Below are 26,723 nucleotides of genomic sequence, written 5' to 3' on the forward strand. Positions count from 1 at the left end.
AAAGCGAATAAAAAATGCCTTTTATCATGAAAAAAATCTTCTCTTTTTCTGGGTAAATTTAAAGTAGCGATTGTATGCAAAATATCTTTAATAACCCATTAATGGCTTTTATTTTTTAAGTTTTGCGTGATATAATCTGCGCCATATTAAGGTAAAAAGATAGGGAAAATGAATGACTTGGAACAGAGATAGCTGGAGAGAATTTAACATCTTGCAACAACCAACTTATCCAAATTTACAAGAGCTAAAAGAGATCGAAGAAAAGCTAAAAACACTTCCACCTTTGGTATTTGCCGGAGAGGCTAGAAGCCTTAAAGATGAGCTTGCAAAAGTTTGCAATGGCGAGGCATTTTTGCTTCAAGGTGGCGACTGCGCTGAGAGCTTTACAAATTTTAACGCAAACAACATCAGAGATATGTTTAAGGTCTTGCTTCAAATGGCGATAGTTTTAACCTTTGGTGGTGGCTGTCCGGTGGTCAAAGTAGGCCGCGTGGCAGGGCAGTTTGCAAAGCCTAGAAGTAGTGATTACGAAGAGGTAAATGGCGTTAAATTATCAAGCTATAGAGGCGACATCATAAATGGCTTTGAATTTGACGAGCAGGCAAGAATCCCTGACCCAAAACGCATGATAGAGGCCTACTATCAAAGCGCATCGACGATGAACCTACTTAGAGCCTTTTCAAGGGGCGGTTTGGCTGACCTTCATCAAGTGCATAAGTGGAATTTAGGCTTTGTTAAAAAGCCAGAGATCAGCGAGCAGTACGCAAAACTAGCCGATGATCTAACTAAAACTCTATCTTTCATGGCAGCTTGCGGTATCACTTCAGCAAATACGCCAGCGATAAATCAAACCGCAGTCTATACATCTCACGAAGCGCTACTTTTGCCTTATGAAGAGGCGCTAACTAGGGTTGATAGCCTTAGTGGCGAGTGGTACGACTGCTCGGCTCATATGCTTTGGATAGGCGAGAGAACACGCGGTATAAACGACGCTCACGTGCATTTTTTAAGTGGCGTGAAAAATCCTATCGGCGTTAAGATCGGACCAAGTGCGAAAGCAGAAGACGTCATTGCTCTTGCAAATAAGCTAAACCCAGAGAATGAAGCTGGCAGACTAAATGTGATAATCAGAATGGGTGCTGATAAGATCGGCGAAAATTTACCTAAAATTTTAAGAGAGCTAAAACGTGAGGGGCTAAATATCGTTTATAGCATAGACCCGATGCACGGCAACACCGTCAAGACTTCAAATAACTACAAAACTCGTGAATTTGACAAGGTCTTAAGCGAGGTTAGAAGCTTTTTTGAAATTCACAAAGCTGAGGGCACAAGGGCAGGTGGTGTGCATCTTGAGATGACTGGCAAAGATGTGACTGAGTGCACTGGCGGCGCGCTAAACATCACTGAAAGCTCGCTAAAAGAGAGATACGAGACGCAGTGCGATCCAAGACTAAACGCTGATCAGGCGCTTGAGCTTGCATTTTTGATGGCTGATCTAGTTAAAAAAGCTTGAAATTTATAAAATTTGGAGAAAAATATGACAAATGTTTATGACCTAATAGTAGTTGGCGGCGGACCTTGTGGCATAGCTAGCGTAGTAGAGGCTAAAAGAAATGGCTTAAGTAATGTTTTGCTCCTTGAAAAAGGCGATAACCACAGCCAAACGATCAGAAAATTTTATAAAGACAATAAACGCGTGGATAAAGAGTATAAAGGGCAAGATAGCACGATACATGGGCTAGTTTCGTTCGAAGATGGCACAAAAGAGAGCACGCTTGATTATTTTGACAAGCTACTTGACTCTGAGAATATCGAGGCGTTTTTTAACTCTGAGGTTGAAAGCGTAAAAAAAGAGGGAGAAATTTTTAAAGTAACTACCTCAAAAGCTGTCTATGAAGCCAAAAACGTGATGGTCTCGATCGGCAAAATGGGACGACCAAACAAGCCTGACTATAAGATCCCGCCATCACTAAATTCAGTTGTAAATTTTAACCTTGATAACTGCACAAACGGCGAAAAAGTGCTAGTTGTGGGCGGTGGCAACTCTGCAGTTGAGTATGCTATCGAGCTTTGTCAGTATAACAAAACTACGATCGCTTACAGAAAAGATAAATTTAGCCGTGTAAATGAGACAAATTTAAGCGCACTTTGGGAGCTTGAGAAGCATAATAAAATAAAAGTAAGGCTAAATCACGATATAACCGAGATCGATAATGAATCAGGCAAGGTAAGAGTGCATTATGAAAATGGCAAGATCCGTGTCTATGATAGGGTTGTTTATGCGATCGGTGGCTCAAGTCCGGTTGATTTTTTACAAAAATGCCAGATAAAAACTGATGAAAAAGGCACTCCGATAGTTGATAGCAATTACCAAAGTAGCGTGCCAGGACTATACGTGGGAGGCGACATCGTTTTAAAAAATGGTGGCTCGATAGTAGTCGGACTAAATCACGCTCATAGCGTTATCAAAGATATCTTAAAAGGCAAGGCACAAGCTTGATAAATAAAATCGCACTAGCTATTGTTTGTCTGATAGCTGGCTTTTGCCTCTCGTTTTTGAAATTTCAAAAAGAGGACGAGGCGCCAAAAGATACTAATCAAACGATTTATTCTATAAATTTTGATGATCTCCCTGAAGAAGAGAAGCAAAGATATGTAAGCAAAGATGATCTTTACGAGTATGGCGGCTACATCACGCCAAAAAGCTACATGCAAAATTTTGTTGATGATAAGGATCTAAATTTATCAAACAATGTAAAAGAGCTTCAAGAACAAGTGCGCGAGCTAAGCAAAAAAAATGAAATTTTAGCCGCTGATAATGTCGATATGAGCGAGAAAAATTTAGACTTCATAAGCAAAATTTCAGAGATGAAAAGAAATATCGAAAATGAAAAAAACGAGATAGTTGAAAAAAATCAAAAGGCTCTTGGCGAGCTTGAGGCGCAACACTTTGAAAATATCCAAGCTTTGACAAAGCGCCTAAATGAAGCGCAAGCTGATATGATAGAGAGTTCAAAAGCTTACGAGAAAAAGATAATCGACCTTGAAAATGCGATAAATGACGCTAGAAGTGACGATGAGAGCAAGCTTAAAGATGCCAAGGCCAGCTTTAATAAATTTAAAGAGAGTTTTGAGGCAAACTACACCGCTTTAAAAGAGCAAAATAACGAGCTAAATGCGACACTTGCGCAAAAAGAGGCTCTTATAAAAGAGTATGAAAAAGCTCAAAACGAAAAAGATAGAAGCGAGAAAAAAGAAATTTTGCTTTTAAAAGAGGAGATCGAGCGAGTTAAAAATGACGCCGACACTCAAAAATTTAGCTACGAAAAAGAGATAAATGCGCTAAATGACGGCTTTGAGACGCAAAAAAGCGTTATGGAAGATGAGCTTTCTAAAAAGACAAATAAGATCATCGACCTAGAAGAGGCGCTAGAGGCAAGCAAAACTGCTCTAAAAGATAGCGTTTACGAGCTTGATGAGATAAAGAAAAATTTAAACTCAAAAGATCTAGCGGTTGAAAACTATAGCGGCAAAAATGTGGAGCTAAATGCCTCGTTAGCGGCACTTCATAAGAGTTTTGACGATCTAAAGCAAAAGAGTTTAAAGAGTGAGCAAGAGAACAAGCTGGCAAATGAAAATATAAATTCACTCAAAAAAGAGCTTGAGCGAGCAAGCGTGGCAAACAAAAAGCTTGATAAGCAAAATTTAGAGTCAAATGCGAGCATAAATGAGCTAAGTAAAAAGCTAAATTTAAGCGAAGAGAGCCTTAAAAAGGCGCAAGATGAGCTAAAGCTATATGAGGCAAAGATGGCTAAATTTTTAAAGACACTTTTTGATCAAAACCAAACGATCTCTTTGCAGAGCCAAAAGCTTAGTTCAAACGAAAATGAGCTAAAGAGCCTAAATTTAAAGCTAAGCTCAAAAGATGAAAAGATAAAAGAGCTAGAAAACAACGTCACACAAACTAGCCAAATGCTCTTTTCTAAGCAAACCGAGCTTGAAGCTCAAAAAAGAACGCTAAAGATCGACATGCAAAACTACGAAATTTTGCGCCAGCAGATAAATATGCTACAAAAAAAGATAGTAGATACCTCAACATTTTTAACTGATAACAACAAAAGTGGCGGCAAAAATTTACTAAGCTTGCAAAATGAACTAGAAAATGCAAAGCAAAAGCTAAATGAGAGCAACAAGACGATCGAGCGGCTAAACTCAAAGATAAACGAGCTAAGCTCGAGCGGTCATAAAGGCGGAGCTGTAAATGCTCAGATCATCGAGCTTCAAAAAGATATAGAGCAAAATTTAAACAGGCAAGACGAGCTTGAAAATGAAAATGTAAATTTAAAAAATATCTTACAAGCTACGACAAAGCCTGAAACTCCAACAAAGCTCGTCCTCATCTCTAGCATCGAGTGCGACGATATGGACGCAAAGGACAAAGTGAGCATAATGTGCAAAAACAGAGTGAGTGAGTTTTTGCAGAGATTTAACTCAAACTATATGTATGAGATCATCCCGATCGTGGATAAGAAAAATTTTGTCATCCCATCAAATGTCGCTCAAAATATCAAAAAAGATGACCTTGGCAAGCTAAACAACTACGTAAATTACGGCGTTGGCAAGGAGCGTGCAAAGGCAGCTGCTGAGCTTATCAAAGAGGAATTTGGCGACTTTGCAAGGATCAGCTTTAGCTCCGAAGTGATCGTAAAAGATGTGACGCGCGGCTTTATCATCAAGGTTTATAGATGATCTTAGCCCAGCTTGAAAATGGCTATCGCTACAACAGCGATACGCTTGTTCTTTATGATTTTATCTGCTCTGGCGTAGGCGAAATTTCTGGCAGAGTTTTGGATGTTGGAGCAGGGTGCGGGATACTTGGACTTTTGCTTAAGCGTGACTTTAAAAAGATAGATCTAAGCATGCTTGATATTTTGGAGCTAAATAGCGAAATTTCTAGCTTTAACGCAAAGAGCAACTGCCTAGAGGCTAGAGCTATAACGGCTGATTTTGCAAATTTTAAAGATAGTGAGAAATTTGATCTAATCATCTCAAATCCGCCCTTTTATCATGACGGTGTTACAAAAAGCCAAAATGAGCACATAAAAGTTAGCAGATATGCAAGCTCGCTAAATTTAAAGGATTTTATAAGAGGCATAAGCGTAAATTTAAAGCCACATAAAAGGGCGTTTTTTTGCTATGCGCCAGATGATCTTAGCGAGATAGCGGCTTGCTTAAAAGAGTATAAGCTAAATTTGGTGAGCTTAAAATTTGTCCATACTAAAAAGGATAAGCCAGCAAATTTGGCTTTGCTTGAAGTGCGAAACAACTCAAACTCAAAGCTAAAAGTCCTGCCTCCTCTTGTGATGAGCGAAGATGGCTCGCACACGAAAGAGGCAAGCGAGATCTTTAAAAAAGCAGATACAAGCAGCATCTCTTACAAGGAGATAGCGTGAGAGCTGATGGTTTTAGCTATGAGTTTGATCCTAGCTTTTGCGAGAGTTGCGGAGGCAAATGCTGCACTGGCGAGAGCGGCTACATCTGGATAGATGAGGGTGAAATTTTAAAATTTTGTGCCGCTTTTGATATGCCAAAAGATGAGTTTGAGAGCAAATTTCTAATAAAAGTGGGCGTAAGGCGAAGCATCAAAGAAAAGCCTTATGATGACGGTTTTGCTTGCATATTTTTTGATGAGAAAAATAAAAACTGCTCGGTTTATGAGCTAAGACCTAAGCAGTGCAGGACATTTCCGTTTTGGGATTATTTTAAAAAAAATTTAAAGGAGCTAAGAGCAGAATGCATTGGCGTAAAATTTTAATAATTTTTATAAGCGTATTTTTTAGCACACATCTGCTTGCAGATGATAACAAAAGTGTAAATTTACGCCTAATGCAAGCTCTCATCTCGCAAGATAGTGGCGATGTAAATGCTAGCATCCAGACCTATCTAGGGCTTTTTAAAGAGACAAATCAAAAAACCTATCTAAAAGAGGCGATCAAGCTAGCCTTTGCTACAAAAAATGAAAATTTAGATAGCCTCATGGCTGAGGGCGAGAAGAGCTTAAAAGATGATAGCGATTTTATTAGGATCAAGGTCGCAAATTTAGTCAATCTCTCTAAGCTAAACGAGGCAAAAGAGCTGATGCAAGAGCTTGCCACAAAAGAGCCAAACGCTCAAAATTTGCTCATGCTTGGCACTATTTGTATGATGCAAAATGATACGGTAACGGCGCTAAAATACTTTGAAGAGGCATACTCGCTAAAGCCTGAAGAGGAGAATTTACTCCGCATCGTTGATATACTTTTAAACCGCATGGATAATGTAAATGATGCGACAAAATACCTCGAGAAATTCCGCGAGGAGCAGGGCTGCACTCAAAAGACATGCGAGCTTTTGGCCGAAATTTACTCTCAGCAAAGAAATTTCCCAAAGGTGATCGAGCTTTTTGAAGAGATATACGACATCACTCACGACACCTCTTATCTTGACAAGATCGTGCAGTATTTTGTCTATGCTAAAAATTACAAAGCGGCTATTGAAATTTTGAAAAAATATGGCTACAACGACGCCACGCTGATGGATCTTTACGCTGCGACTGGAAATTTTGGCGATGCATACGTTTTGGCGGTTAAAATTTATAACGACAGCAGGGATCTAAATTTCTTAGCAAAGGCCGCCATCTACGAGTATGAGATGAACAAAGATAGCCTGGATGAAAAGAAGATCACTGATATCTTAGATAAATTTGAAGCTAGCGTGCCAAAGCTTAATAACGATATGTTTTTTAACTACTACGGCTACTTGCTCATTGATCACGAGATAGACCCTAGAAAGGGCGTGGAGATGGTGCAAAAAGCACTTGAGATCTCGCCTGACTCGCCTTACTACGAGGACTCGCTAGCGTGGGGCTACTTCAAGCTTGGCGAGTGCAAAAAGGCAAAGGGCATAATGATGCACGCGATGAAAGATGTTGATTTTAGGACTTCAAAAGAGGCAAAAGAGCACTTGCATCTAATCGAGCGCTGCATAATAAATTTAAATAAAAGGCTTAAAAAATGATACTTGATGAGATCATAAAAAAGACAAAAGAGGATCTAAAAAAGCGAAAAGCAGACTATCCGCAGGAGTGGCTGGGCCGCTCGCTCGCATACAACCCATACGTGCCAAGAGACGTTTTGGGCGCACTTAGAGCAAGTGAGAGCGAGCCTATAAAGATCATAGCCGAGATAAAAAAAGCAAGCCCAAGCAAGGGCGTGATAAGAGAGGACTTCGAGCCGATCAAGATCGCTCAGGAGTACGAGCAGTACGCAAATGCTTTTAGTATCCTAACAGAGCCTCACTGGTTTAAGGGTAACATCGAGTACATCACGCAGGTTCGCCGCTACGCTTCAAGGCCGATCCTTAGAAAAGACTTTATCGTTGACAAGTATCAAATTTTAGAAGCACTTGTTTATGGAGCGGACTTTATTCTGCTCATCGCCAAGGCGCTAACTCAAGGCGAGCTAAAAGAGCTACTTGAATACGCGCACCACTTGGGGCTTGAGGTCTTAGTAGAGACCCATGACGCGAGCGATGTGAAAAAGGCGGTCTTTGCAGGAGCAAATATAATAGGGATAAATCATAGAAATTTAGATGATTTTACGATGGATATGAGCCTTTGCGAGAAGCTCGTGTCGCTTTTGCCAAACGGCAAGATAATAGTCGCTGAAAGCGGTCTTTACGAGCATGAGCAGCTTCGCGAGCTAAACAAGATCGGAGTTGATGCCTTCTTGATAGGAGAGCATTTCATGAGGCAAGATGATATAAAAAATGCCGTTAAAAAGATAAAGGAGGGCGAGTGATGCAGCACCTTTGTGCCCCTTGGAGAAGCGAGTATTTCAGCGCAAAAAAAGATAGTTGTGTCTTTTGCGAGGTCATAAATTCAAAAGAGGACGACGAGAAAAATGGCGTGCTTTTTCGTGCCAAGCACTGCTTTGGGATCATGAATTTATATCCATATTCGCCAGGGCACTTTATGATCATACCAAATCACCACACCGACAAGATCGAGGAGCTTGACGAACAGACGTGGTTTGAGATGAGTAAATTTGTAAGGCTTGGGGTTGAAATTTTAAAGCGCGAGCTTCACGCGCAAGGCGTAAATATCGGTATGAATTTAGGCAAGGCAGCAGGCGCTGGCATAGCTGAGCATGTGCATTATCACCTTGTGCCAAGGTGGAGCGGGGATACAAATTTCATCACAACGATCGCCGATGTCAGGGTAAATGGCACTCCGTTTCATCCGCTTTATCAAAAGCTAAAAAAGGCTTTTAGTGGCGTTATTTGAGCTTGATATAGAGCAGTGGCTTAAAAAAAGAGGCGAGTTTGAAGTCCTGATAGACGCTAGATCGCCGCACGAGTATGCCTACTCGCATATAAAAGATGCTCTAAATTTATACGCGCTTGATGACGCTGAGCACAAAGAGGTAGGCACGATCTACAAAAGTGACAGGGCCCTAGCCAAGAGCCTTGGAGCAAAATACATCTGCAAAAATTTACAAAGTATCATCGATGAGGTCTATAAAAGGGCTAAGGTTGGCTCAGCAGTTGGGATATACTGCGCAAAGGGCGGACTTAGATCAAGCTCGGTTGCCTATGTGCTAAGCATGATAGGATATAGAATTTATAGACTAAATGGCGGCTATAAGGCTTATAGAAATCACGTTTTGGAGTTTTTAGAGCGTCCTTTAAGCACGAAATTTATCACTCTTTTTGGCAACACTGGCTGCTATAAAAGTAAGCTAATAAGGGCACTCTCGCCGTCAATCGACCTTGAAGCGATGGCAAATCATTTAGGCTCAGTCTTTGGCGCGATAAACGGCGCACAGCCTAGCCAAAAAAGCTTTGAAGATGCGCTCTTTGAAAAGCTCATCACGCTAAAAGATCAAATTTGCTTCATCGAGGGCGAGAGCAGAAGGATCGGCTCGCTAACACTTCCAAAAAGCCTTTATGAGGCGATGCGCAGCGGCATCTGTGTCGAGGTTAGCGCAAGTTTAGAAAATAGAATTTCTTGCATCACAAGCGACTATAGAAGCGTGGATAAAGCCTTTTTTGATGAGTGTATAAAGAAAATTTCGCCCTTTATCGACAAAGAGGCCAGAGATGAGGCGGTGGCTAAATTTAACGAAAACGACATCACCAAAGTGGCTGAAATTTTACTCACAAAATACTACGACAAGGTCTATAAGAAAAATGAAAATATTGATGTTTTTATAAGCTCTGACGACTTCGAAGAGGCTGTAAAAAAGCTAAATTTGATAAGAGCTGAGGCTAAATTTTAAATCCTTTTGGCGCTTTATTTGAGCTAAATTTCACCTCTAAATTTAAATTTGTTTTTAAATTTAAAATAGATCGTTTTTTGCGCTTAAAAATGGCTTAGTTTAAGACCATTTTTATATCACAGCATAAAATTTTTAGTTAAATTTATCTGTTTTTCTTGGTTGGCTTGGTTGGCTTGGTTGGCTTGGTTGGCTTGGTTGGCTTGGTTGGCTTGGTTGGCTTGGTTGGCTTGGTTGGCTTGGTTGGCTTGGTTGGCTTGGTTGGCTTGGTTGGCTTGGTTGGCTTGGTTGGCTTGGTTGGCTTGGTTGGCTTGGTTGGCTTGGTTGGCTTGGTTGGCTTGGTTGGCTTGGTTGGCTTGGTTGGCTTGGTTGGCTTGGTTGGCTTGGTTGGCTTGGCTTGGTTGGCTTGGTTGGCTTGGTTGGCTTGGTTGGCTTGGTTGGCTTGGTTGGCTTGGTTGGCTTGGTTGGCTTGGTTGGCTTGGTTGGCTTGGTTGGCTTGGTTGGCTTGGTTGGCTTGGTTGGCTTGGTTGGCTTGGTTGGCTGTCGCCCCTCCACTTTTTTTAAATTTTGCTCTAAATTTGCCAAATTTATCAAAATACTAAAAATAATATGTATAAATATATGTAAAATATTTTGTATTCTTTACTTTTCTAGCTCAAATTTTTTTCAAAAAATTTAAGATAACGCCCAAATTTCGCCAAAAAGTTAAAATGGATTTAAAATGCTTTGGGATATAATTTGCGATAAATTTATCAAAAGGCTAAAGTGATGATAAAACAAATTTCTGGTTCACAGATGATAAGCGAAGCCTTGCACGAAGAGGGCGTTGAGATAGTTTTTGGCTATCCTGGCGGTGCAGCTTTAAATATCTACGACGAGACATATAAGCAAACTTATTTTAAGCACGTCTTGGTTCGCCACGAGCAAGCAGCCGTTCACGCAGCGGACGGATACGCTAGGGTTAGCGGTAAAGTTGGCGTGGCTTTTGTGACGAGCGGCCCTGGCTTTACAAACGCAGTCACAGGCCTTGCCACAGCCTACAGCGACAGCATCCCAGTTGTGCTTATAAGCGGTCAAGTACCAACCTTTATGATCGGCACAGATGCCTTTCAAGAGATCGATGCAGTCGGCATTTCACGCCCCTGTGTCAAACATAACTTCTTGGTTAATAGCGTCGAGGAGCTACCTCGCATTATAAAAGAGGCGTTTTATATCGCTAGATCAGGCCGCCCAGGACCAGTTCATATCGATATCCCAAAAAACGTCACTTCAAGGCTTGGCGACTTTGTCTATCCAAAAGAAATTTCTATCCCAAGCTACAAACCGACACATAAAGGCAACTCTAAGCAGATCAAAAAAGCTGCAGCTGCGATAAATGAAGCAAAAAGACCACTTCTTTACATCGGTGGCGGTGCAGTCGCATCAAATGCAAGCGAGATCATACGTAAATTTATGAAAAAAACTGGCATCCCAGCGGTCGAGACGCTTATGGCTCTTGGCGTGCTTGATGCAAAAGATGAGCTAAATTTAGGCATGGCAGGCATGCACGGCAGCTACGCTTCAAATATGGCTCTTAGCGAGTGCGACCTTCTCATATCGCTTGGCGCTAGATTTTGCGATAGGGTCACAGGCAAAACTGACGAGTTTGCCAAGCATGCTAAGATCATTCATATCGACATCGATCCAAGCTCTATCTCAAAGATCATAAACGCGCACTATCCGATAGTTGGCGACCTGACAAACGTGCTAAGCGAGCTTTACGAAGAGGTGAAAGGTGAGCCTAAAAACTATGCGCCTTGGAGAGAAATTTTAGATAGATATCAAAAGCTAAACCCACTTGGCTACACAGATAGTGACAAGGTCTTAAAACCTCAATGGGTAGTTGAAGAGACTGCAAAGATAGTTGGTCCTGAGGCTATCATCGCAACGGACGTTGGTCAGCACCAGATGTGGGTAGCGCAGTTTTATCCATTTAACCGCCCAAGACAGCTTGTCACAAGTGGCGGCCTTGGCACGATGGGATATGGTCTCCCTGCAGCGATCGGCGCAAAGTGCGCCAAGCCTGAGCATTTGGTTGTAAATTTTACAGGCGATGGCTCGATACTTATGAACATCCAAGAGCTAATGACTGCTTATGAGACAAATGTCCCTGTCATAAACATTATCTTAAACAACAACTTCTTAGGCATGGTGCGCCAGTGGCAGACATTTTTCTATGAAAAGCGCTACTCATCGACTGATCTTAGCTTGCAGCCCGATTTTGTAAAGATCGCTGAGGGATTTGGCGGCGTTGGCTTTGTTTGCAAGAGTAAAGATGAGTTTAAAAAGGCTTTAAAAGAGGCGATCAAGAGTAAAAAATCAGCTCTTATCGACGTGAGGATCGACCGCTTTGAGGACGTGCTTCCTATGGTTCCAGCTGGGGCTGCGATTTATAATATGATATTAAAGAGCAAGGAAGAAAAATGAGTATCAGAAGAACGATTTCGGTTATAGTTTTAAATGAACATGGCGTTTTGGCTAGAATTTCTGGGCTTTTTGCGGGCAGGGGCTACAACATCGACACGCTCACAGTTGCTCCGATACCTGAGAGCAACTTCTCAAGGCTAAGCATCGTCACAAGCGGCGACGAGAGGGTTTTAGAGCAGATCGTAAAGCAGCTTCACAAGCTTATCCCAACATATAAAGTCATAGAAAGTGGCGAATTTGTCGAAAAAGAGATGGCGCTCGTGAAAATCCCGCTTGGCGAAAATTTCGCCGGCCTTGAGGCGATACTAAAGACATATAATGGCATCGTCACAAACACAAATGAAAACTACATCGTCGTCATGGTGGCTGACGATGCGAGCAGGGTAGAGAGCTTTTTAAAATCGATAAAGAAATTTAACCCAGTTGATGTCGTGCGCGGCGGATCTGTGATAATGGATATATGATGAAACTAAGCGAAATAGCCTTAAAAGTAGACGCCACTTTTAGCGGAGAAGATCTTGAAATTTTTGCTCTAAATTCTTTAAAAAATGCAAATAAAGCTGAGCTAACATATTGCGACGGCGAGAAAAATGCCAAATTTATAAGCACCTCAAACGCTGGAGCTATCTTGGTGACAAAATCGCTTTTGGACTTAGTGCCAGCTGGCATGGTAGCGCTTGTGTGCGACAATCCGCATCTTGCATTTGCTATCCTTAGCAAAATTTACGCTAAGCCGCTTTTTTGCGAGCCAAAACCTTCAAACATCGCCCAGAGCGCCACTATAATGCCAAATGTCTATATCGGCTCAAACGTGAGCGTTGGTGAAAATACGATAGTGATGGCTGGAGCTTTTTTGGGTGATAACGTAACTATCGGCAAAAATTGCATCATCCATCCAAATGTCGTCATCTACAATGACTGCGTCATCGGCAATGAGTGTCACCTACTGGCAAACTGCGTTATAGGCAGCGACGGCTTTGGCTATGCGCATACAAAAACTGGTGAGCATGTGAAAATTTATCACAATGGCAACGTTGTTTTGGGCGATTTTGTCGAGATCGGAGCTTGCACGACGATAGATCGCGGCGTCTTTGAAAGCACGATGATCGCAAACTACACAAAGATAGACAATCTCGTTCAAATAGGCCACAACTGCGAGCTTGGAAATGGCTGCCTCATCGTCTCACAAACTGGACTTGCTGGCTCAACAGTGCTTGGCAGAAACGTCGTAATGGGCGGACAAAGCGGCTCAGCTGGCCATGTAAAAGTGGGTGACTTCGCACAGATCGCAGCACGCGGCGGCGTTAGCAAAGACCTACCTGGCAGCAAAAAATACGCTGGAGCATATCCTATAATGGAGCTTTCAGAGCAGTTTAAACTACAAGCAAAGATATTGAGATTTTTTAAGAAAAACTAAATTTGGCGGAGCTCTCCGCCAAATAGTTGTCATATCTTTATAATTTAAATTTTTCTATTGTTTTATTATTACCGCAATCATAAACCACATTTATGGCTAATAAAAATAGCCAGCAAGAGATCTAATTTAAGCATTAGGCTTAAATAAAATTTAATGCTCATAATGAAATGGCTGAACTAATATGAGCAAATGTTATAAGATGTAGTTATTTTTATATTTAATGATGTATAGAGCAGCCCATCTACTAAAGCTTGTTTGCTCGTGGAGGTAAAAAGCAAATTTGGATACATGCTTTGATATATAAAAACTTCTAAAAGATATTAGCAAAACGCTGGTGGATAAAATTCCTTTTACTAAGGTGATTTGCCTAAATTTATAAGGTAATATCACACCAACACTTGTTTTATCGCTTATTAATTTTAACTCTTTATGGCGGTTGCTTAAAATGTGAAATCTAGAAAATAAATTTACAAAGATAAATTTATTTTCTATTTTCGTCTAGGACTTTTTGCATGCTCTCCCTAGTCGCCTCTAGCCAGTTTTGTTTTGAGGTATCGACTAGATCAAGACAAAAGAGCTTGATGTCAGCTTTTTTAAAGCTAAATTCTTTCACTTTCATCGCATCGCTTCCGACGATTACGATAGGCTGAACCTTTAAATTTAGCTTTTCAACTAGCAGTTTTGCGCCACCTTTAAATGGCAAGAGCTCTTTAGTTTGTGACCTTGTGCCTTCTGGAAATATCGCTAAAACACGTCCATTTTCTACTCTGTCTTTTGCTTCGCTTAAAAGCTTTATCAGTGAATGCTTATTTTCTCGCTCGACTGCTATCATCTTTGGAAGGCTTAAAATTTTACCGATGATCGGGATCTTGCCTATCTGCGCCTTTGCGATCCAGCATATATTTTTAGGATGGATCTCTTCAAGTGCGATGATATCAAGCATGCTTTGGTGATTTATCAGCAAGATATTTGCTTCGTCGCTAAATTTACCGATCACTTCAAGCTTATATCCGCCAAAAAATCTCTGCGATCTGCCCCAAAATTTTCTTATGGCTCTATTTTTAGAGTTAAAGAGCCACATAAAAAATACGACAAGAACGACGCTTATCACAAATTCAATAGAAAAGAAAAAAGCTCTAATTTTTGACAAGATCACCCTTTCTTACCCAGCCTATTTTACCGTCTGCAAATAAAATTTTTGAGTAGTCATCTTTTGTGTCTAAAATTTCAACATTTTCGTTTTTACGAGATGTATAGAAAACGGTTGAATTTTTAGTTGGCAGGATAGTGACGCTCACATCTGGCTTAAGCACTGCTTTGCCAAAAGGATTGTAAGTGTAAATTCCAAGTGCGATAAAAATAGCTGCCACAAAGAAGTAGCTTAGCTTTCTACGCCAGATCGCTAGCAAGATAAAGATAGCGACCAAAGAGTAGATCGTGATATCTTTGTAGGTGCTAAATTCGCTTTGTTTTGGATTTAGACCGATTTGCGTGCTAACCTCGTCCTCTTCGACGCTCACAGGCAGTGAAAAGCTCTCAAATTTAGCTTTTTTTAGGTTGTAGTAGTTAAAGTCAAGCGTCTTTTTGTTTGGCTTAAATACTGCAAAATAATATGCACTTTGCGAGTTAAAGTCGCCATTTATCGTATCTACGCCTTGCTTTAGGATCGTTTTATTTTCGATATTAAAGGCGCTTAGATCGATATTGTTGCCGTAAATTTCAACGACCATGATGTTGTTTATATCATCAAATTTAGTCGTTTTAAATTTCTTTACCTCAAGGTTATCAGCGACGATGTGGTTGTAGTTTTCGTCACTTCTAAGCTCTTTTAGCTTTGGTAAAAAGATGTTTATGTTTGAGTTTTGATAGTTCTCACCATTTCTTTTTAGATCCAAGCTAACTCGTAAAGTCTTTGCGTCAATGCTCGTTGCTTCAAGGTAGAAAGTGCCGATGTATTTGTTTTCATCGCCTTTTACCCATTGAAAATTCTTCTTATTTAGCCATTTGATATTTGTCTCATCAAGCTGTGTCTCAAACTCAAACTCAAGGTCACTTTGCGTATCAGCCACGATCTCAATGCTAAAAATTTCTCCTACTACGACATTTTTAGGGATATTTGTCGCTTTTAAAAGGAGGTCTTTTATTTTTATCTTGTCATAGACTTGATTATCAGGGACGCTGATGTCTGGTTCGTTTGTCGGCACGATATTTCGCATCTGCTCTGGAGTGATACGCTCTGGCTGTGGGGCGATAGAGCGTGGAGATACGAGCTTTCTTGATATTTCTTCTTCACTTGGAGTCTTTGTTTGTGGCTTTGAACTTGGGCTATTTACAAATTTATCCTCTCTTGCCTCATCCATCATGTCAAAAACGCTGACTTCATCAGTGTTTGCGGCAAATAAATTTAGCGCGAGTAGGGCGATAAAAAGTGTTCGTTTTACCAAACTAGCCCTTTTAACATCTTCATGCCATCATCTGTGCCTAAAATTTTCTCGCAAGCGCGCTCTGGGTGAGGCATAAGACCAAAGACCTTTTTGCTCTCATCGCAAATCCCAGCTATGCTATCAACTGAGCCATTTGGATTTATCTCTTTGCCGTGGCTGTCGCAGTACTTTAGCAGGACTTGCTCGTTATCATATAGGCTTTTTAGCGTATCTTCGTCGGTGTAGTAGTTGCCCTCGCCATGAGCGATAGGGATATTTACCACTTCGTTTTTGGCTAAATTTGCTAGGAATTTATTGTTATTTGAGATCACTTTTAGATGGTGGTATTTTGAGACGAAATTTAAATTTTCATTTCTTCTCATCGCACCTTTTAAAAGTCCAAGCTCTAGAAGCATCTGAAAGCCATTGCAAATTCCCAATATGTAGCCACCTTTTTTCGCATGCTCTTTTACAGCCTGCATAGCTGGGCTAAATTTAGCTATCGCAGCTGTCCTTAGATAGTCGCCATAGCTAAAACCACCAGGCAAAACGACTAGATCAGCATCGATCTTATCCTCTTTGTGCCAGATGATCTGCGTTTGGCTGCCAAGTAGTTTAAAGGCGTGAGCTGTGTCTTCTTCGCAGTTTGTGCCAGGAAAAAGTATGATGGCTACTTTCATAGCACGATCTCGTAGTCTTCGATGACGGTGTTTGCTAGAAGCTCTTCACACATCACTTTTAGCTGCTCTTTTGCTTTGTTTTTATCGCTCTCGTCGATGTCTAAAACGATTTGTTTGCCTATCCTGACATTTGAAACACCGCTAAATCCAAGTGAATTTAGCGCGTGTTCCACTGCCTTACCAGCAGGGTCAAGGACCCCGCTTCTTAATGCTATATTTACGACAGCTTTCATCTTTGTCCTTAAGAAAGAATTCTTCTTAAAACTTCTTCGTAAGCTACTTTTACGCTACCAAGGTCTTGTCTAAATCTATCTTTGTCAAGTTTTTCGTTTGTTGTCGCATCCCAAAATCTGCAACTATCAGGGCTTATCTCGTCAGCTAAGATGATGTTGCCATCTTTGTCGATACCAAATTCGACTTTGAAATCAACTAGTTTTAAATTTCTCTCTGCAAAGAATTTAAATAAGATAGAGTTGATCTCTCTTGCTGTGTGTCTTAATGTTTGAAGATCTTTTTCGCTCTTTACTAGACCCATGATGATGCAGTGCTCGTCGGTAACTAGTGGATCGTGCAAATCGTCGTTTTTGTAGTAGAACTCAACAAGTGTAAAAGGCAGAACTGTGCCTTCTTTTATGCCAAGCCTTTTGCTAAGTGAGCCAGTTGCGATATTTCTCACAACAACTTCAAGAGGTATGATCTCACATTTTTTGACCACTTGCTCAGTGTCGCTTATTGTCTCAACTAGGTCAGTAACGATACCTTTGCTCTCTAGTAGTTTAAAAAGCTGAGTAGAGATTTTGTTGTTTAGTGCGCCTTTGCCAGCTTCGTTGCCTCTTTTTTGAGCGTCAAATGCTGTTAAATCGTCTTTAAATTCAGCCACAAGTAGATTTGGATCGTCTGTGGCGTACATTTTCTTGCCTTTTCCCTCGTAGATAAGCTCTCTTTTTTGCATGTTGTTCTCCTTTAGATTATTGTTGTTTTATCTTTAAAATTTTAATCGTATCAATCGCTGTTTTTAACTGAATGTCTTCATCGACTTTTTTCTGTGTGATTATATTTTTATCATCTTTTGCTTCAGTTTTATTGCCCTCGCTTGTTGGATTTATCTTGTTTAGCTCGCTTTTGAGGTGTGCTTTTAGCTCGCTCTCTTTGATGCTAAATGCACTATCATCGCTTTGCGGCACTTTGCCAGGATGCACGACTACATCAGGCGTTACGCCAACAGCTTGGATAGTTCTGCCACTTGGTAAATAGTATCTTGCAATGGTTAGTCTTAGCGCTTCTGTATCATCTATTGGTAAGATCACCTGAACGCTGCCTTTACCAAATGTATTTTCGCCGATTATCACCGCACGCTTATGATCTTGCAGTGAGCCACTGACGATCTCGCTAGCGCTTGCACTTCCGCCATTTACAAGGACAACAAGTGGGAGTTTTGATAAGGTTTTGCTAGCGCTTGCTTTATACTCTACATTTTCAGATGCTTCACGACCTTTTTGAGATACGATGATGCCATTATCTACGAAAAGATCCACTAGATCAACAGCTTGATTTAAAAGACCGCCAGGGTTGTTTCTAAGATCAAGTATGATGCCATTTGCTTTTGGATGCTCTTTGATCGCATCTTTTACCTTTGTGACAACGTTTTTGTCAAAATTTGTGACGCGTATATAAAGGATGTTTTCATTTTCTATCATTTTTGCATAGACAGACTCAACCTTTATAAGATCCCTTATGATCTTTACGTCAAATGGCTTTTGCTCGCCTTTTCGCAAAATCGTAATTGTTATCGGAGTTTTTGGCTTGCCGCGCATCTTATTTACAGCTTCATCTATCGTTGTTCCGATAGTTGAGTTGCCATCGATCCTTAAAATGATATCGCCTGCTTTTATGCCTGCTTTATCAGCTGGAGTGTCCTCGATAGGCGAGATAACTGTTAGTGCGCTATCTTTCATGCCAACTGTTATGCCAAGCCCGCCAAATTCGCCGCTTGTTTGCACCTGCATATCTTTATATGCTTTTTCATTTAAAAAGCTCGAGTGAGCGTCCAAATTTTGCATCAAACCAGCGATGGCTTTGTCGATTATCTCTTTAAATTTAATGTCATCAACGTAGTATTTTTCAACAGTTGAAATGGTTTTTGTAAGTTTTGAAAGTGCTTCAAGTTTCGCACTCGCCTCATCTTCAGTTTTAGCGAAAAGTGCATTTACTGCTACGCTTGAGATGAGTAGGGCGCCTGTTATTTTTAGCGCAAAAGATCTAGTAAATTTGTTCAAAATATCTCCTATATTTTTTGGCTCAATTTTATTAACATTTGGCTAAAAAAAGCATAAATTTAACCTTATATTTTTAGCTTTTGTCTATTTTTAACACAAATTTATAACAGCAAATTTTAGCAATTAAATAAAAAGAGTGACAAAGGTTATAAAAATACTTGACAATATCAGACTAAAGTTATATAATGCTGCCATTATAAAATAACTTAAGGAGCTTTAATGGCTGACATAACAGAAAATTTAACAGCGCAGATGCAAGAGACACTTGAAAAAGGCGTTAGCTTAGCGATCTTTTCTAAAAATCCACAAGTTGTGCCACTTCACGTCTTTTGGGCTTTGCTCGCTGATAGTAATTCTATTTTGAATCAAGTATTTAATAAGATGAACATAAGCAAGGACGCAGTCGAGCTTGAGATAAAAAGCAAGATCTCGTCACTCCCAAGCAGCTCAAATGTCACAAAAGATAACGTTTCAGTTTCAAGAGAGCTTATAAATTCACTTGAAAATGCAAAAGCTTTAATGGTAAGTATGGGCGATAGCTACATAGCTGTTGATACATGGATCATCTCGGCTCTTGAGCTTAGTGAGATCAAACAAATTTTAAGCAAATTTTGCGACATCTTAGAGATCAAAAAGAACCTTGAGAGCATAAGAGGTGGCAAAAAGATAGATAGCCAAACTGGCGATGATACCCTTGATAGCTTAGAGAAATTTGGTATCGATCTAACGCAAAAAGCGCTAAATAAAGAGCTTGATCCAGTCATTGGACGTGATGAAGAGATCACTAGGATGATGCAAATTTTAATAAGAAAGAGCAAAAATAACCCTATCTTGCTTGGTGAGCCAGGCGTTGGTAAAACAGCTATCGTTGAGGGGCTAGCTCAAAAGATAGTGGCTCGCGATGTGCCAACAAGTCTTGCAAACAAGCGTGTCATCGCGCTTGATATGAGTGCGGTTGTAGCTGGCGCAAAGTATAGAGGCGAGTTTGAAGATAGGCTAAAAGCTGTCATAGACGAGGTTAAAAAAGCTGGCAATATCATACTTTTTATAGATGAAATTCACACCATAGTTGGAGCTGGTGCGAGCGAGGGTGGCATGGACGCAGCAAATATCCTAAAACCAGCTCTTGCACGTGGCGAGCTTCACGCTGTTGGTGCGACAACATTAAAAGAGTATAGAAAATACTTTGAAAAAGATGCAGCACTTCAAAGACGTTTTCAACCAATAGACGTCAAAGAGCCAAGCGTAAATGAGGCACTTCAAATTTTACGTGGTATAAAAGAGCGTCTTGAAGTTCACCACGGCATCACGATAACAGATAGCGCGCTAGTTGCCGCTGCAAGGCTAAGCGACCGATACATAGCAAACCGCTTCTTGCCAGATAAGGCGATAGACCTTATAGACGAGGCAGCAGCTGAGCTTAAGATGCAAATAGAGAGCGAGCCATACGAGCTTTCAAAGATAAAACGCGAGATTGTAACGCTTCAAGTAGAAAAAGAAGCGCTAAAGATGGAGGATGCGGATAAAAACAAAGAAAGACTTGGCGAGATCGAAAAAGAGATAGCTGATCTAAATGAGAAAAAGCTAGCGCTTGATACTAAATTTGAAAACGAAAAGGCTGTTTTTGGTGGAATTTCAAAAGAAACAAAAGAGATCGATAGCTTAAAATCACAAGCTGAGATAGCAAAAAGAAATGGCGATCTTCAAAAGGCTGCCGAGATAGAATACGGCAAGATAGCTGACGCTAAAAAGCACAAACACGAGCTTGAGGAAAAATGGGAGCACATGAAAAAAGAGGGCGTGCTTCTTAAAAATCAAGTCGATGAAGAGCTTGTGGCTGAAATTTTGAGCAAATGGACTGGAATTTCAGTTAAAAAGATGCTAACAAGCGAAAAAGAGAAATATCTGCGCATCGAAGAGCATATAAGAGAGAGTGTTGTCGGTCAAGATGACGCACTGCACGCACTTGCACGTGCTGTTAAGAGAAACAAAGCTGGACTAAATGAGGGTCAAAGGCCGATTGGTTCATTTTTATTTCTTGGACCAACAGGCGTTGGTAAAACTCAGTCAGCTAAGGCTTTGGCTAAGTTCTTATTTGATGATGAGAAGGCGCTTATCCGCTTTGATATGAGCGAATATATGGAAAAACACAGCGTGAGCAGGCTTCTTGGTGCGCCTCCAGGATATGTAGGCTACGATGAGGGCGGTCAACTAACAGAGGCAGTTCGCAGAAGACCTTACTCAGTCATACTTTTTGACGAGGTTGAAAAGGCTCACAAGGATGTATTTAACATACTTCTTGGCATACTTGATGACGGACGTGCGACTGATAACAAAGGTGTAACGGTTGATTTTAAAAACACGATCATCATTTTAACTTCAAACATCGCTTCAAATTTCATAATGGAGCTAAAGGGTGAAGACCGTGACGTGGCTGTTAAAAACGAGCTTAAGAACTACTTTAAACCTGAGTTTTTAAATAGGCTTGATGATACTATCATCTTTAATCCTCTAAACGAGCAAGGCTTGATATCTATCGTTGAGATCATGTTTAAAGAGCTTGAAAAAACTCTTCACAACCGTGGTATCAAGGCAGTTTTAAGCGAAGAGGCTAAGAAATTTATCGCAAAAGCTGGCTTTGACATAGTTTATGGCGCAAGACCTCTTAGAAGAGCGCTTTATGAGCTAGTTGAAGATAAGATCGCTGATATGATTTTAAAAGATGAGCTTGAAAGTGGCGATAAGATCACCATTGATAGCAACGGCGAGAAGATCATCATTAAGAAAAAATAACTTCAAATTTACTTGGCAGGTTGGATCAACTTGCCAAGCCTACTATAAATTTAACTAATATCCTTATTTGATCTGTAATAAAATATAAAAAATAGCACACAAAGCATCGCTATAAAGGCAAAAACTATCAATGTGCCATCTTTAAATGAGCTTAAAAACATACCATTTGTATTCATCCCAAAAAAGCCAGTGATGAAATTTAGCGGCAAAAATAGAGCCGAAATGAGCGTCAAGAGATAGATATTTTTATTTATCTTGTCGTTTTTGGCGCTTTGTATAAATGTATAGATGTCTTCGACCCTGCAGGCATATTCGTTAGCTATGGTCTTAAAGACGCTTGCTTCATGGATGCTGTTTTTAAGCTCTTTTTTAAGACCTTGTTGCTCACTTTGGCAGATCGCAAGAGCTTCGTAAAAGTGCGAAATGCTATTTTGAAATTTCCTGATCTCATACTTTAAAAAGTGATGTCTTTTTATAAATTTGTCAAAATTTTTTTGGCTAGCATAAATTTTCTCATACTCATTTAGCTCGTCTTGGTGCTCTAAAATTTTATTTGCAAATTCATTGCAAAGTCCCTTAAGAGCAGCTTCAAACATATCTTTATCACACTCATGATCAAAGTCTTCTTTATAAATTTTGCCGTCCTTAAATAAAAATTTAAAAACTTGCTTTTGTGACGGCGAGATGAGCGTGATGTAGTCAAATGCATCTCCATAAAAATATCCACAAACCACGTTTTTATAGCTCATCTGCGCTCCTTTTTGCGTAGAAATTTCGCTTAAATTTAGCAAATTCGCCGACCTCTATCGCCTCTCTCATCTCTTTCATCAAATTTAGATAGTAGTGCAGGTTGTGAAGGCTTGCTAGTCTAAAAAATGTGAGCTCTCTAGCCTTAAAAAGGTGGTTTAGATAGCCTCTGGAGTAGCGCTTGCAGGTGTAGCACTGGCAAGCTGGGTCTATCGGCGCGTGGTCGTTTATAAATTTGGCTGATTTTATATTTATCTTGCCAAAGCTAGTAAAAAGCGTGCCGTTTCTTGCGTTTCTTGTTGGCATGACGCAGTCAAACATATCAACGCCTCGCTCCACATTTTCAACAAGATCTTCAGGCGTGCCAACGCCCATTAGATAGCGTGGTCTTAGCTCATCCATAAATGGCATAACCGCCTCAACCGTCTCATACATCGCCTCATTGCTCTCGCCAACACTTAGTCCTCCTATGGCAAGGCCGTCAAATGGCATCTCATTTAGCGCTTCGGCGCAAAATTTACGTGCCTCATAGTCGGTGCCGCCTTGAACGATACCAAAGATATTTTGCTGCAAGCCAACGCCCTTGCTTTGCATAAATTTGTGATAATCAATCGCCTCTTTTGCCCATTTTATCGTTCGCTTTATGCTTAGATCTATCCTTTTTGGCTCAGCTGGCAAGGCGACTAGGTCATCAAGTATCATCATGATGTCGCTGCCTAGGTCATACTGCGTGTCAAGGACGGATCTTGGCGTGAAGTAGTGCGTGCTGCCGTCGATGTGGCTTTTAAATTTTATCCCGCCATCATCGTTTTTGGTGTTTGATCTAAGCGAAAATGCCTGAAATCCGCCGCTATCAGTTAAAAACGAGCGCTCAAATTTAGAAAATCCATGAAGTCCGCCAAACTCACGCACGACCTTGCTGCCAGGGCGCAGATACATGTGGTAGGTGTTTGCTAAAATTATCTTTGCGTCTAAAATTTCACTCATATCAAAGGCGTCTAGGCTTTTAACTGCGCCAACCGTGCCAACTGGCATGAAAACTGGCGTTTGTATCACGCTGTGAGCGGTTGTTAGGACGCCGCGCCTTGCGTTGCCATCTTTTTTTATAACTTCAAATTTCATCTAAGTCCTTAAATTTTTTGATTTTTTATTTTAACAAAATTTATAGTATAATCCAGAAATTTTAAGGCAAAGGAACTTTTTGCAAAAAAGAAATGATATCGTTTTTACCGAAGCAAACGGCACTGCGACCATAAAATTTGCAGGCGAGTTTAGCTACAAAGAGGCTAAAAATTTACAAAGCATTTTTAAAAAAATCCAAAAGCTTAACGGCAATGTTAAATTTGACTTTAGCGAGCTAAAGAGCATTGATTACGCTGTTTTGATCCTTTTAAAAAACACGCTAAATGGCAAGAAATTTGAGATCATCACAAACGACGAGAAGATAAAGGCGATGAGCGATCTTTTAAATGACGAAAAGATCGACTTTAACTATATGCCACCGCACAATAGCCTAAATTTTTTCTCACGATTGGGGGAGAAAATTTGCGAGGGATTTGTAAATTTGCTTGAGTTTGGCTCGTTTTTGGGCGAGTTTTTGATAAAGAGCGTAAGGATTTTATTTAATCCTGCAAATTTAAGGTTTAGAGAATTTAGCAACTATATAAAAGATGGCGGCGTAAATGCCGTTTTCATCGTATCGCTCACCGCTTTTTTGATAGGCGTTGTGCTTGCTTATCTTGGCAGTGCGATGCTTGCAAGCTTTGGGGCAAGTATATTTATAGTTGAGATCATGGGCATGCTAACGCTTAGAGAGGTCGCTCCGCTCATCGCTGCTATCGTCGTGGCGGGCAGGTCGGCCTCCAGTTTTACCGCTCAAATTGGCGCTATGAAGCTAACTGAGGAGATAGACGCGATGAAGACGATGGGTTTTGAACCATTTAACTTCTTGGTGCTGCCGCGCATCATCGCCATGGTGCTTTGCGTGCCTGTCATCATCTTTATAGCTGATAGCATAAGCATCTTAGGGCAGATGATCATTTGCCAAACGATACTTGATATCAGCTTTAGCGACTATCTCAATAGATTTCGCGAGATGGTTGAGCTTAGGCACTTTGCTGTTGGTATGATAAAGGCTCCGTTTTTTGGCGCGGTGATAGCGATCATTGGGTGCATGAGGGGATTTGGCGTTAGTCAAAACGCCCAAAGTCTTGGAGCGATGACAACCGTTAGCGTTGTAAATGCGATATTTTGGGTTATCGCGCTTGATGCATTTTTTGCGATAATTTTTATGTGGCTAAAGATATGAACGAGATAATAGTTGGAAAAAACATAACGACAAGTTATGGTGACAAGATAATGCACGATAATGTGAGTTGGAGCGTCAAAGAGGCTGAAATTTACGGCTTTTTAGGCGGCAGTGGCACTGGTAAAACGACGCTAATGAAGACGATGATATATCTAAAAAAGCCAAATAAGGGCGATATAACGTTTGACGGCGTCAATATGTGGAAAAGTAGCCAACAAGAACAGCAAGAGATAAAGCTAAAAAGTGGGACGATGTTTCAGTTTGGAGCGCTTTATAGCTCGATGACGATACTTGATAATGTGGGTGTTTTGCTCCATGAGTACTCTAAATTTAACAAGCGCCAGATCGATGAGATAGCGATGTTTTGGATACAAAAAGTGGGGCTTAAAAAAGAGGTATCAATGCTATATCCAAGTGAGCTAAGTGGGGGTATGAAAAAGCGTGCCGCGCTTGCAAGAGCCTTGGTGCTAAGTCCTAGGGTGCTATTTTTGGACGAGCCAAATAGCGGCCTTGATCCAGTTAGCTCGCGCCAGATGGACGCGCTCATAAAAGAGCTTCGTGATAGCATCGGCGTAACAGTCGTCATGGTGACGCATGATGCGGATAGTATTTTTGATATTTTGGATAGATTTTTGATAATAGATAATAAAAAAATAGCCTTTGAGGGAGATATAAAAGAGCTTGAGCATCTTGAAAATAACCCGCTTGAAGAGCTATTTAAAATGAGGAAAAAGTAGATGGAAAATAGAAATTCTTATACCATTGTTGGCATGTTTTTCATAGCCTGCCTTACAGCATTTGCGATATTTATCTGGTGGATGACTAGCAAAAATAACACAAAGGTTGATTTTAAGGAGTATTACATCCACACGACTGAGCTGCCAAGCGGCCTAAAGGTGGATTCTACGGTTAAATTTATCGGCGTGCCAGCAGGAAGCGTTAGTGATATAAATTTTGTCGATGATAAAAACGCTCTTATAAACATCACAATGAAGATAAGAGAGGATCTGCCTATCAAGGCTGATAGCATAGCAAGTATCGAAGTTCAGGCTATTAGCGGTGTGGCTAGTATAAATATAAGCCGAGGCACGAAGGATTTTAAACTGGGCGATAAGCCTATTTTAAAGCTTGAAGAGAGCCTTTTTTCAAAGCTTGGAAACAACGCTGAAAACATCACTTTAAAGATAAATCAAACCCTTGATAAAGTTGATGGCTTTTTCTCGGCTGAAAATATCTCTCACATCGAGTCAATCCTAAGAAATATCGATAAATTTACTCAGGTTTTAACCGATGAAAATGGTCTAAGCGAGGTTGATAGCATCGTTAAAAATGTAAAAAATTTCACCGATAGTTTAAACAAAACCGACACAAAAGAGCTTGCTAAAAATTTAAACACTCTAATCGCAAGCGCAAATTCAGTTTTCAAATCAGCAAATTCAGCCGTCACTGGATATAGCTCGCTTCAAGATATCCTCACTCAAAAGGTAAAAAACGGCGAGTATGACCTTAGAAATACCGTTTCACCGCTGCTTAGAGAGGCTAGCGATTTTTTAAATGGATTTGACAAGACGCTTCGTGAGTTTAGGGGTGCGCTTCAAAGACTTGAGGACAATCCTTACGAGTTTTTCTTCACAAATCCAGTGCCAAATGATAAAAATGATAAAGGAGATAAAAAATGAGAAATTTAATCTTTCTAGCGGCTGCATTTTTATTTTTTGGCTGCTCGCTAAAGACCGACGTACCACAAGCTACGATGTATGAGATACACTACTCAAATAAGGAGTGCTCGGCTGAAAACAAGCAAAAAGAGCTAAAAAATGTCTTCATCGAAAACGTGAGCGCCCTTGATATGGTCGATACCAGAAAGATACTAATCGTCGCTGAAAATAACAAGATAAGATATTTGAGCGATGCTAAATTTGTCTCTGAACCAAGCGAGATGGTCTATAAATCACTCGTAAAAGGACTATACTCAAACTGCGCTGCAAAGCCGATATTTTCGCCAAATGCAAAGGATCTTAGGCTAAAAGTTAGCATCATCTCACTTCAAATACGTGGCGACAAGGCCGAAGTTTCGCTAGCGTATGAGCTATTTAACGCAAACACCTCGCTCAAATCAGGCATGATAACAAAAGAAATTTTCTGCCCAGATCCAAGCTCAAGCACCATTTTTGAGACGATAAATAAGGCTGCAAATTCAGCTATCGATACTTTAATCTCTGAAATAATCTACTAAAATTTTCTTAAATTTTTTGGCTGTGAAAGCTTAAATTTACAGCCAAAAATAGCTTATTTTAAA

At 40.4% G+C, this 26,723-nt stretch carries 26 protein-coding genes; 18 read left to right on the top strand and 8 right to left on the bottom strand.

What is annotated here, in order from left to right; all coding sequences use genetic code 11:
* Positions 1 to 172 precede the first annotated feature (172 nt).
* The 13 genes from MTT09_RS05235 (at position 173) to lpxD (ending at position 13,197) form a co-directional block, all read left to right on the top strand.
* On the top strand, positions 173 to 1,513 hold the full coding sequence (locus MTT09_RS05235; RefSeq protein WP_429802985.1) for a class II 3-deoxy-7-phosphoheptulonate synthase: 1,341 nt from the start codon (positions 173 to 175) through the stop codon (positions 1,511 to 1,513).
* Positions 1,514 to 1,537: 24 nt separating this feature from the next.
* Positions 1,538 to 2,500 (top strand): NAD(P)/FAD-dependent oxidoreductase, encoded by a 963-nt coding sequence (locus MTT09_RS05240; RefSeq protein WP_012001668.1) that lies wholly within the window; start codon positions 1,538 to 1,540, stop codon positions 2,498 to 2,500.
* Entirely contained in the window at positions 2,497 to 4,749 is a 2,253-nt protein-coding gene (locus MTT09_RS05245; protein WP_429802987.1) for a hypothetical protein, read from the top strand. The genes MTT09_RS05240 and MTT09_RS05245 overlap by 4 nt, the downstream gene beginning before the upstream one ends.
* Positions 4,746 to 5,453, top strand: a complete 708-nt coding sequence (locus MTT09_RS05250) for a tRNA1(Val) (adenine(37)-N6)-methyltransferase (RefSeq protein ID WP_429802989.1) — start codon at positions 4,746 to 4,748, stop codon at positions 5,451 to 5,453. The genes MTT09_RS05245 and MTT09_RS05250 overlap by 4 nt, the downstream gene beginning before the upstream one ends.
* A complete protein-coding gene (locus MTT09_RS05255; RefSeq protein WP_103571887.1) occupies positions 5,450 to 5,815 on the top strand; it encodes a YkgJ family cysteine cluster protein in 366 nt (121 codons plus the stop codon). Before MTT09_RS05250 ends, MTT09_RS05255 begins: the two co-directional genes overlap by 4 nt.
* Positions 5,794 to 7,056, top strand: a complete 1,263-nt coding sequence (locus MTT09_RS05260; protein ID WP_103615472.1) for a tetratricopeptide repeat protein — start codon at positions 5,794 to 5,796, stop codon at positions 7,054 to 7,056. The genes MTT09_RS05255 and MTT09_RS05260 overlap by 22 nt, the downstream gene beginning before the upstream one ends.
* A complete protein-coding gene (gene trpC, locus MTT09_RS05265) occupies positions 7,053 to 7,838 on the top strand; it encodes an indole-3-glycerol phosphate synthase TrpC (protein ID WP_429802991.1) in 786 nt (261 codons plus the stop codon). Before MTT09_RS05260 ends, trpC begins: the two co-directional genes overlap by 4 nt.
* Complete coding sequence (locus tag MTT09_RS05270) at positions 7,838 to 8,323, top strand: HIT family protein (RefSeq protein WP_002942290.1); 486 nt, start codon at positions 7,838 to 7,840, stop codon at positions 8,321 to 8,323. Before trpC ends, MTT09_RS05270 begins: the two co-directional genes overlap by 1 nt.
* Complete coding sequence (gene mnmH / locus MTT09_RS05275; protein WP_429802993.1) at positions 8,310 to 9,317, top strand: tRNA 2-selenouridine(34) synthase MnmH; 1,008 nt, start codon at positions 8,310 to 8,312, stop codon at positions 9,315 to 9,317. The genes MTT09_RS05270 and mnmH overlap by 14 nt, the downstream gene beginning before the upstream one ends.
* A gap of 155 nt (positions 9,318 to 9,472) precedes the next feature.
* Positions 9,473 to 9,916: a hypothetical protein gene (locus tag MTT09_RS05280; protein ID WP_429802995.1), complete on the top strand. Its 444-nt coding sequence runs from the start codon at positions 9,473 to 9,475 to the stop codon at positions 9,914 to 9,916.
* A gap of 169 nt (positions 9,917 to 10,085) precedes the next feature.
* Entirely contained in the window at positions 10,086 to 11,780 is a 1,695-nt protein-coding gene (locus MTT09_RS05285; protein WP_429803713.1) for an acetolactate synthase large subunit, read from the top strand.
* 2 nt (positions 11,781 to 11,782) lie between these two features.
* Positions 11,783 to 12,244, top strand: coding sequence for an acetolactate synthase small subunit (gene ilvN, locus MTT09_RS05290; protein WP_223227413.1), 462 nt, complete (start codon positions 11,783 to 11,785; stop codon positions 12,242 to 12,244).
* Positions 12,244 to 13,197, top strand: coding sequence for a UDP-3-O-(3-hydroxymyristoyl)glucosamine N-acyltransferase (gene lpxD, locus MTT09_RS05295; protein ID WP_429802997.1), 954 nt, complete (start codon positions 12,244 to 12,246; stop codon positions 13,195 to 13,197). Before ilvN ends, lpxD begins: the two co-directional genes overlap by 1 nt.
* Before the next feature lie 481 nt (positions 13,198 to 13,678).
* Here lpxD and MTT09_RS05300 read toward each other — a convergent pair whose 3' ends face one another.
* The 6 genes from MTT09_RS05300 to MTT09_RS05325 are packed head-to-tail and all read right to left on the bottom strand — an operon-like array spanning position 13,679 to position 18,543.
* Complete coding sequence (locus MTT09_RS05300; RefSeq protein WP_429802999.1) at positions 13,679 to 14,353, bottom strand: lysophospholipid acyltransferase family protein; 675 nt, start codon at positions 14,351 to 14,353, stop codon at positions 13,679 to 13,681.
* The gene (locus MTT09_RS05305) at positions 14,334 to 15,641 is read right to left on the bottom strand and encodes an SH3 domain-containing protein (RefSeq protein WP_429803001.1); all 1,308 of its coding nucleotides are present in this window, start codon (positions 15,639 to 15,641) and stop codon (positions 14,334 to 14,336) included. The genes MTT09_RS05300 and MTT09_RS05305 overlap by 20 nt, the downstream gene beginning before the upstream one ends.
* Positions 15,635 to 16,300: a phosphoribosylformylglycinamidine synthase I gene (gene purQ, locus MTT09_RS05310; protein ID WP_429803003.1), complete on the bottom strand. Its 666-nt coding sequence runs from the start codon at positions 16,298 to 16,300 to the stop codon at positions 15,635 to 15,637. The genes MTT09_RS05305 and purQ overlap by 7 nt, the downstream gene beginning before the upstream one ends.
* Complete coding sequence (gene purS, locus MTT09_RS05315) at positions 16,297 to 16,533, bottom strand: phosphoribosylformylglycinamidine synthase subunit PurS (protein WP_009293857.1); 237 nt, start codon at positions 16,531 to 16,533, stop codon at positions 16,297 to 16,299. The genes purQ and purS overlap by 4 nt, the downstream gene beginning before the upstream one ends.
* Positions 16,534 to 16,541: 8 nt before the next feature.
* Positions 16,542 to 17,252 carry a phosphoribosylaminoimidazolesuccinocarboxamide synthase gene (gene purC / locus MTT09_RS05320; protein WP_009293856.1) on the bottom strand — a complete coding sequence of 237 codons (711 nt, stop codon included), beginning with the start codon at positions 17,250 to 17,252 and terminating at the stop codon, positions 16,542 to 16,544.
* A 16-nt stretch (positions 17,253 to 17,268) separates the two neighbouring features.
* On the bottom strand, positions 17,269 to 18,543 hold the full coding sequence (locus MTT09_RS05325) for a S41 family peptidase (protein ID WP_223227319.1): 1,275 nt from the start codon (positions 18,541 to 18,543) through the stop codon (positions 17,269 to 17,271).
* A gap of 252 nt (positions 18,544 to 18,795) precedes the next feature.
* Here MTT09_RS05325 and MTT09_RS05330 point away from each other — a divergent pair, with 252 nt between their 5' ends.
* The gene (locus tag MTT09_RS05330; RefSeq protein ID WP_429803005.1) at positions 18,796 to 21,369 is read left to right on the top strand and encodes an ATP-dependent Clp protease ATP-binding subunit; all 2,574 of its coding nucleotides are present in this window, start codon (positions 18,796 to 18,798) and stop codon (positions 21,367 to 21,369) included.
* A gap of 50 nt (positions 21,370 to 21,419) precedes the next feature.
* Here MTT09_RS05330 and MTT09_RS05335 read toward each other — a convergent pair whose 3' ends face one another.
* Together MTT09_RS05335 and tgt are read right to left on the bottom strand one after the other, a co-directional pair.
* Entirely contained in the window at positions 21,420 to 22,118 is a 699-nt protein-coding gene (locus MTT09_RS05335; RefSeq protein ID WP_429803007.1) for a CorA family divalent cation transporter, read from the bottom strand.
* Positions 22,108 to 23,238 carry a tRNA guanosine(34) transglycosylase Tgt gene (tgt, locus tag MTT09_RS05340; protein WP_429803009.1) on the bottom strand — a complete coding sequence of 377 codons (1,131 nt, stop codon included), beginning with the start codon at positions 23,236 to 23,238 and terminating at the stop codon, positions 22,108 to 22,110. Before tgt ends, MTT09_RS05335 begins: the two co-directional genes overlap by 11 nt.
* Before the next feature lie 79 nt (positions 23,239 to 23,317).
* Between tgt and MTT09_RS05345 the strand changes: the two genes are divergently transcribed.
* Genes MTT09_RS05345 through MTT09_RS05360 form a run of 4 tightly spaced genes read left to right on the top strand, consistent with a single transcriptional unit; the run spans position 23,318 to position 26,660 of the window.
* On the top strand, positions 23,318 to 24,424 hold the full coding sequence (locus tag MTT09_RS05345; RefSeq protein WP_103558129.1) for an MlaE family ABC transporter permease: 1,107 nt from the start codon (positions 23,318 to 23,320) through the stop codon (positions 24,422 to 24,424).
* Positions 24,421 to 25,161: an ABC transporter ATP-binding protein gene (locus MTT09_RS05350; RefSeq protein ID WP_012001687.1), complete on the top strand. Its 741-nt coding sequence runs from the start codon at positions 24,421 to 24,423 to the stop codon at positions 25,159 to 25,161. The genes MTT09_RS05345 and MTT09_RS05350 overlap by 4 nt, the downstream gene beginning before the upstream one ends.
* A complete protein-coding gene (locus MTT09_RS05355) occupies positions 25,162 to 26,103 on the top strand; it encodes an MlaD family protein (RefSeq protein WP_429803011.1) in 942 nt (313 codons plus the stop codon).
* Positions 26,100 to 26,660 carry an ABC-type transport auxiliary lipoprotein family protein gene (locus tag MTT09_RS05360; protein WP_012001689.1) on the top strand — a complete coding sequence of 187 codons (561 nt, stop codon included), beginning with the start codon at positions 26,100 to 26,102 and terminating at the stop codon, positions 26,658 to 26,660. The genes MTT09_RS05355 and MTT09_RS05360 overlap by 4 nt, the downstream gene beginning before the upstream one ends.
* Positions 26,661 to 26,723 lie beyond the last annotated feature (63 nt).

Origin of the sequence: Campylobacter concisus, assembly GCF_050447505.1 — a bacterium.
GTDB classification, from domain to species: Bacteria; Campylobacterota; Campylobacteria; order Campylobacterales; family Campylobacteraceae; genus Campylobacter_A; species Campylobacter_A concisus_BP.

Excerpts from the sequence above, each read along its gene's own strand:
- MTT09_RS05235 (WP_429802985.1), top strand. The coding sequence starts at position 173 with ATGACTTGGAACAGAGATAGCTGGAGAGAATTTAACATCTTGCAACAA.
- MTT09_RS05240 (WP_012001668.1), top strand. The coding sequence starts at position 1,538 with ATGACAAATGTTTATGACCTAATAGTAGTTGGCGGCGGACCTTGTGGC.
- MTT09_RS05250 (WP_429802989.1), top strand. The coding sequence starts at position 4,746 with ATGATCTTAGCCCAGCTTGAAAATGGCTATCGCTACAACAGCGATACG.
- MTT09_RS05260 (WP_103615472.1), top strand. The coding sequence starts at position 5,794 with ATGCATTGGCGTAAAATTTTAATAATTTTTATAAGCGTATTTTTTAGC.
- trpC (WP_429802991.1), top strand. The coding sequence starts at position 7,053 with ATGATACTTGATGAGATCATAAAAAAGACAAAAGAGGATCTAAAAAAG.
- MTT09_RS05270 (WP_002942290.1), top strand. The coding sequence starts at position 7,838 with ATGCAGCACCTTTGTGCCCCTTGGAGAAGCGAGTATTTCAGCGCAAAA.
- lpxD (WP_429802997.1), top strand. The coding sequence starts at position 12,244 with ATGAAACTAAGCGAAATAGCCTTAAAAGTAGACGCCACTTTTAGCGGA.
- purQ (WP_429803003.1), bottom strand. The coding sequence starts at position 16,300 with ATGAAAGTAGCCATCATACTTTTTCCTGGCACAAACTGCGAAGAAGAC.
- purS (WP_009293857.1), bottom strand. The coding sequence starts at position 16,533 with ATGAAAGCTGTCGTAAATATAGCATTAAGAAGCGGGGTCCTTGACCCT.
- purC (WP_009293856.1), bottom strand. The coding sequence starts at position 17,252 with ATGCAAAAAAGAGAGCTTATCTACGAGGGAAAAGGCAAGAAAATGTAC.
- MTT09_RS05330 (WP_429803005.1), top strand. The coding sequence starts at position 18,796 with ATGGCTGACATAACAGAAAATTTAACAGCGCAGATGCAAGAGACACTT.
- MTT09_RS05335 (WP_429803007.1), bottom strand. The coding sequence starts at position 22,118 with ATGAGCTATAAAAACGTGGTTTGTGGATATTTTTATGGAGATGCATTT.
- tgt (WP_429803009.1), bottom strand. The coding sequence starts at position 23,238 with ATGAAATTTGAAGTTATAAAAAAAGATGGCAACGCAAGGCGCGGCGTC.
- MTT09_RS05350 (WP_012001687.1), top strand. The coding sequence starts at position 24,421 with ATGAACGAGATAATAGTTGGAAAAAACATAACGACAAGTTATGGTGAC.
- MTT09_RS05355 (WP_429803011.1), top strand. The coding sequence starts at position 25,162 with ATGGAAAATAGAAATTCTTATACCATTGTTGGCATGTTTTTCATAGCC.
- MTT09_RS05360 (WP_012001689.1), top strand. The coding sequence starts at position 26,100 with ATGAGAAATTTAATCTTTCTAGCGGCTGCATTTTTATTTTTTGGCTGC.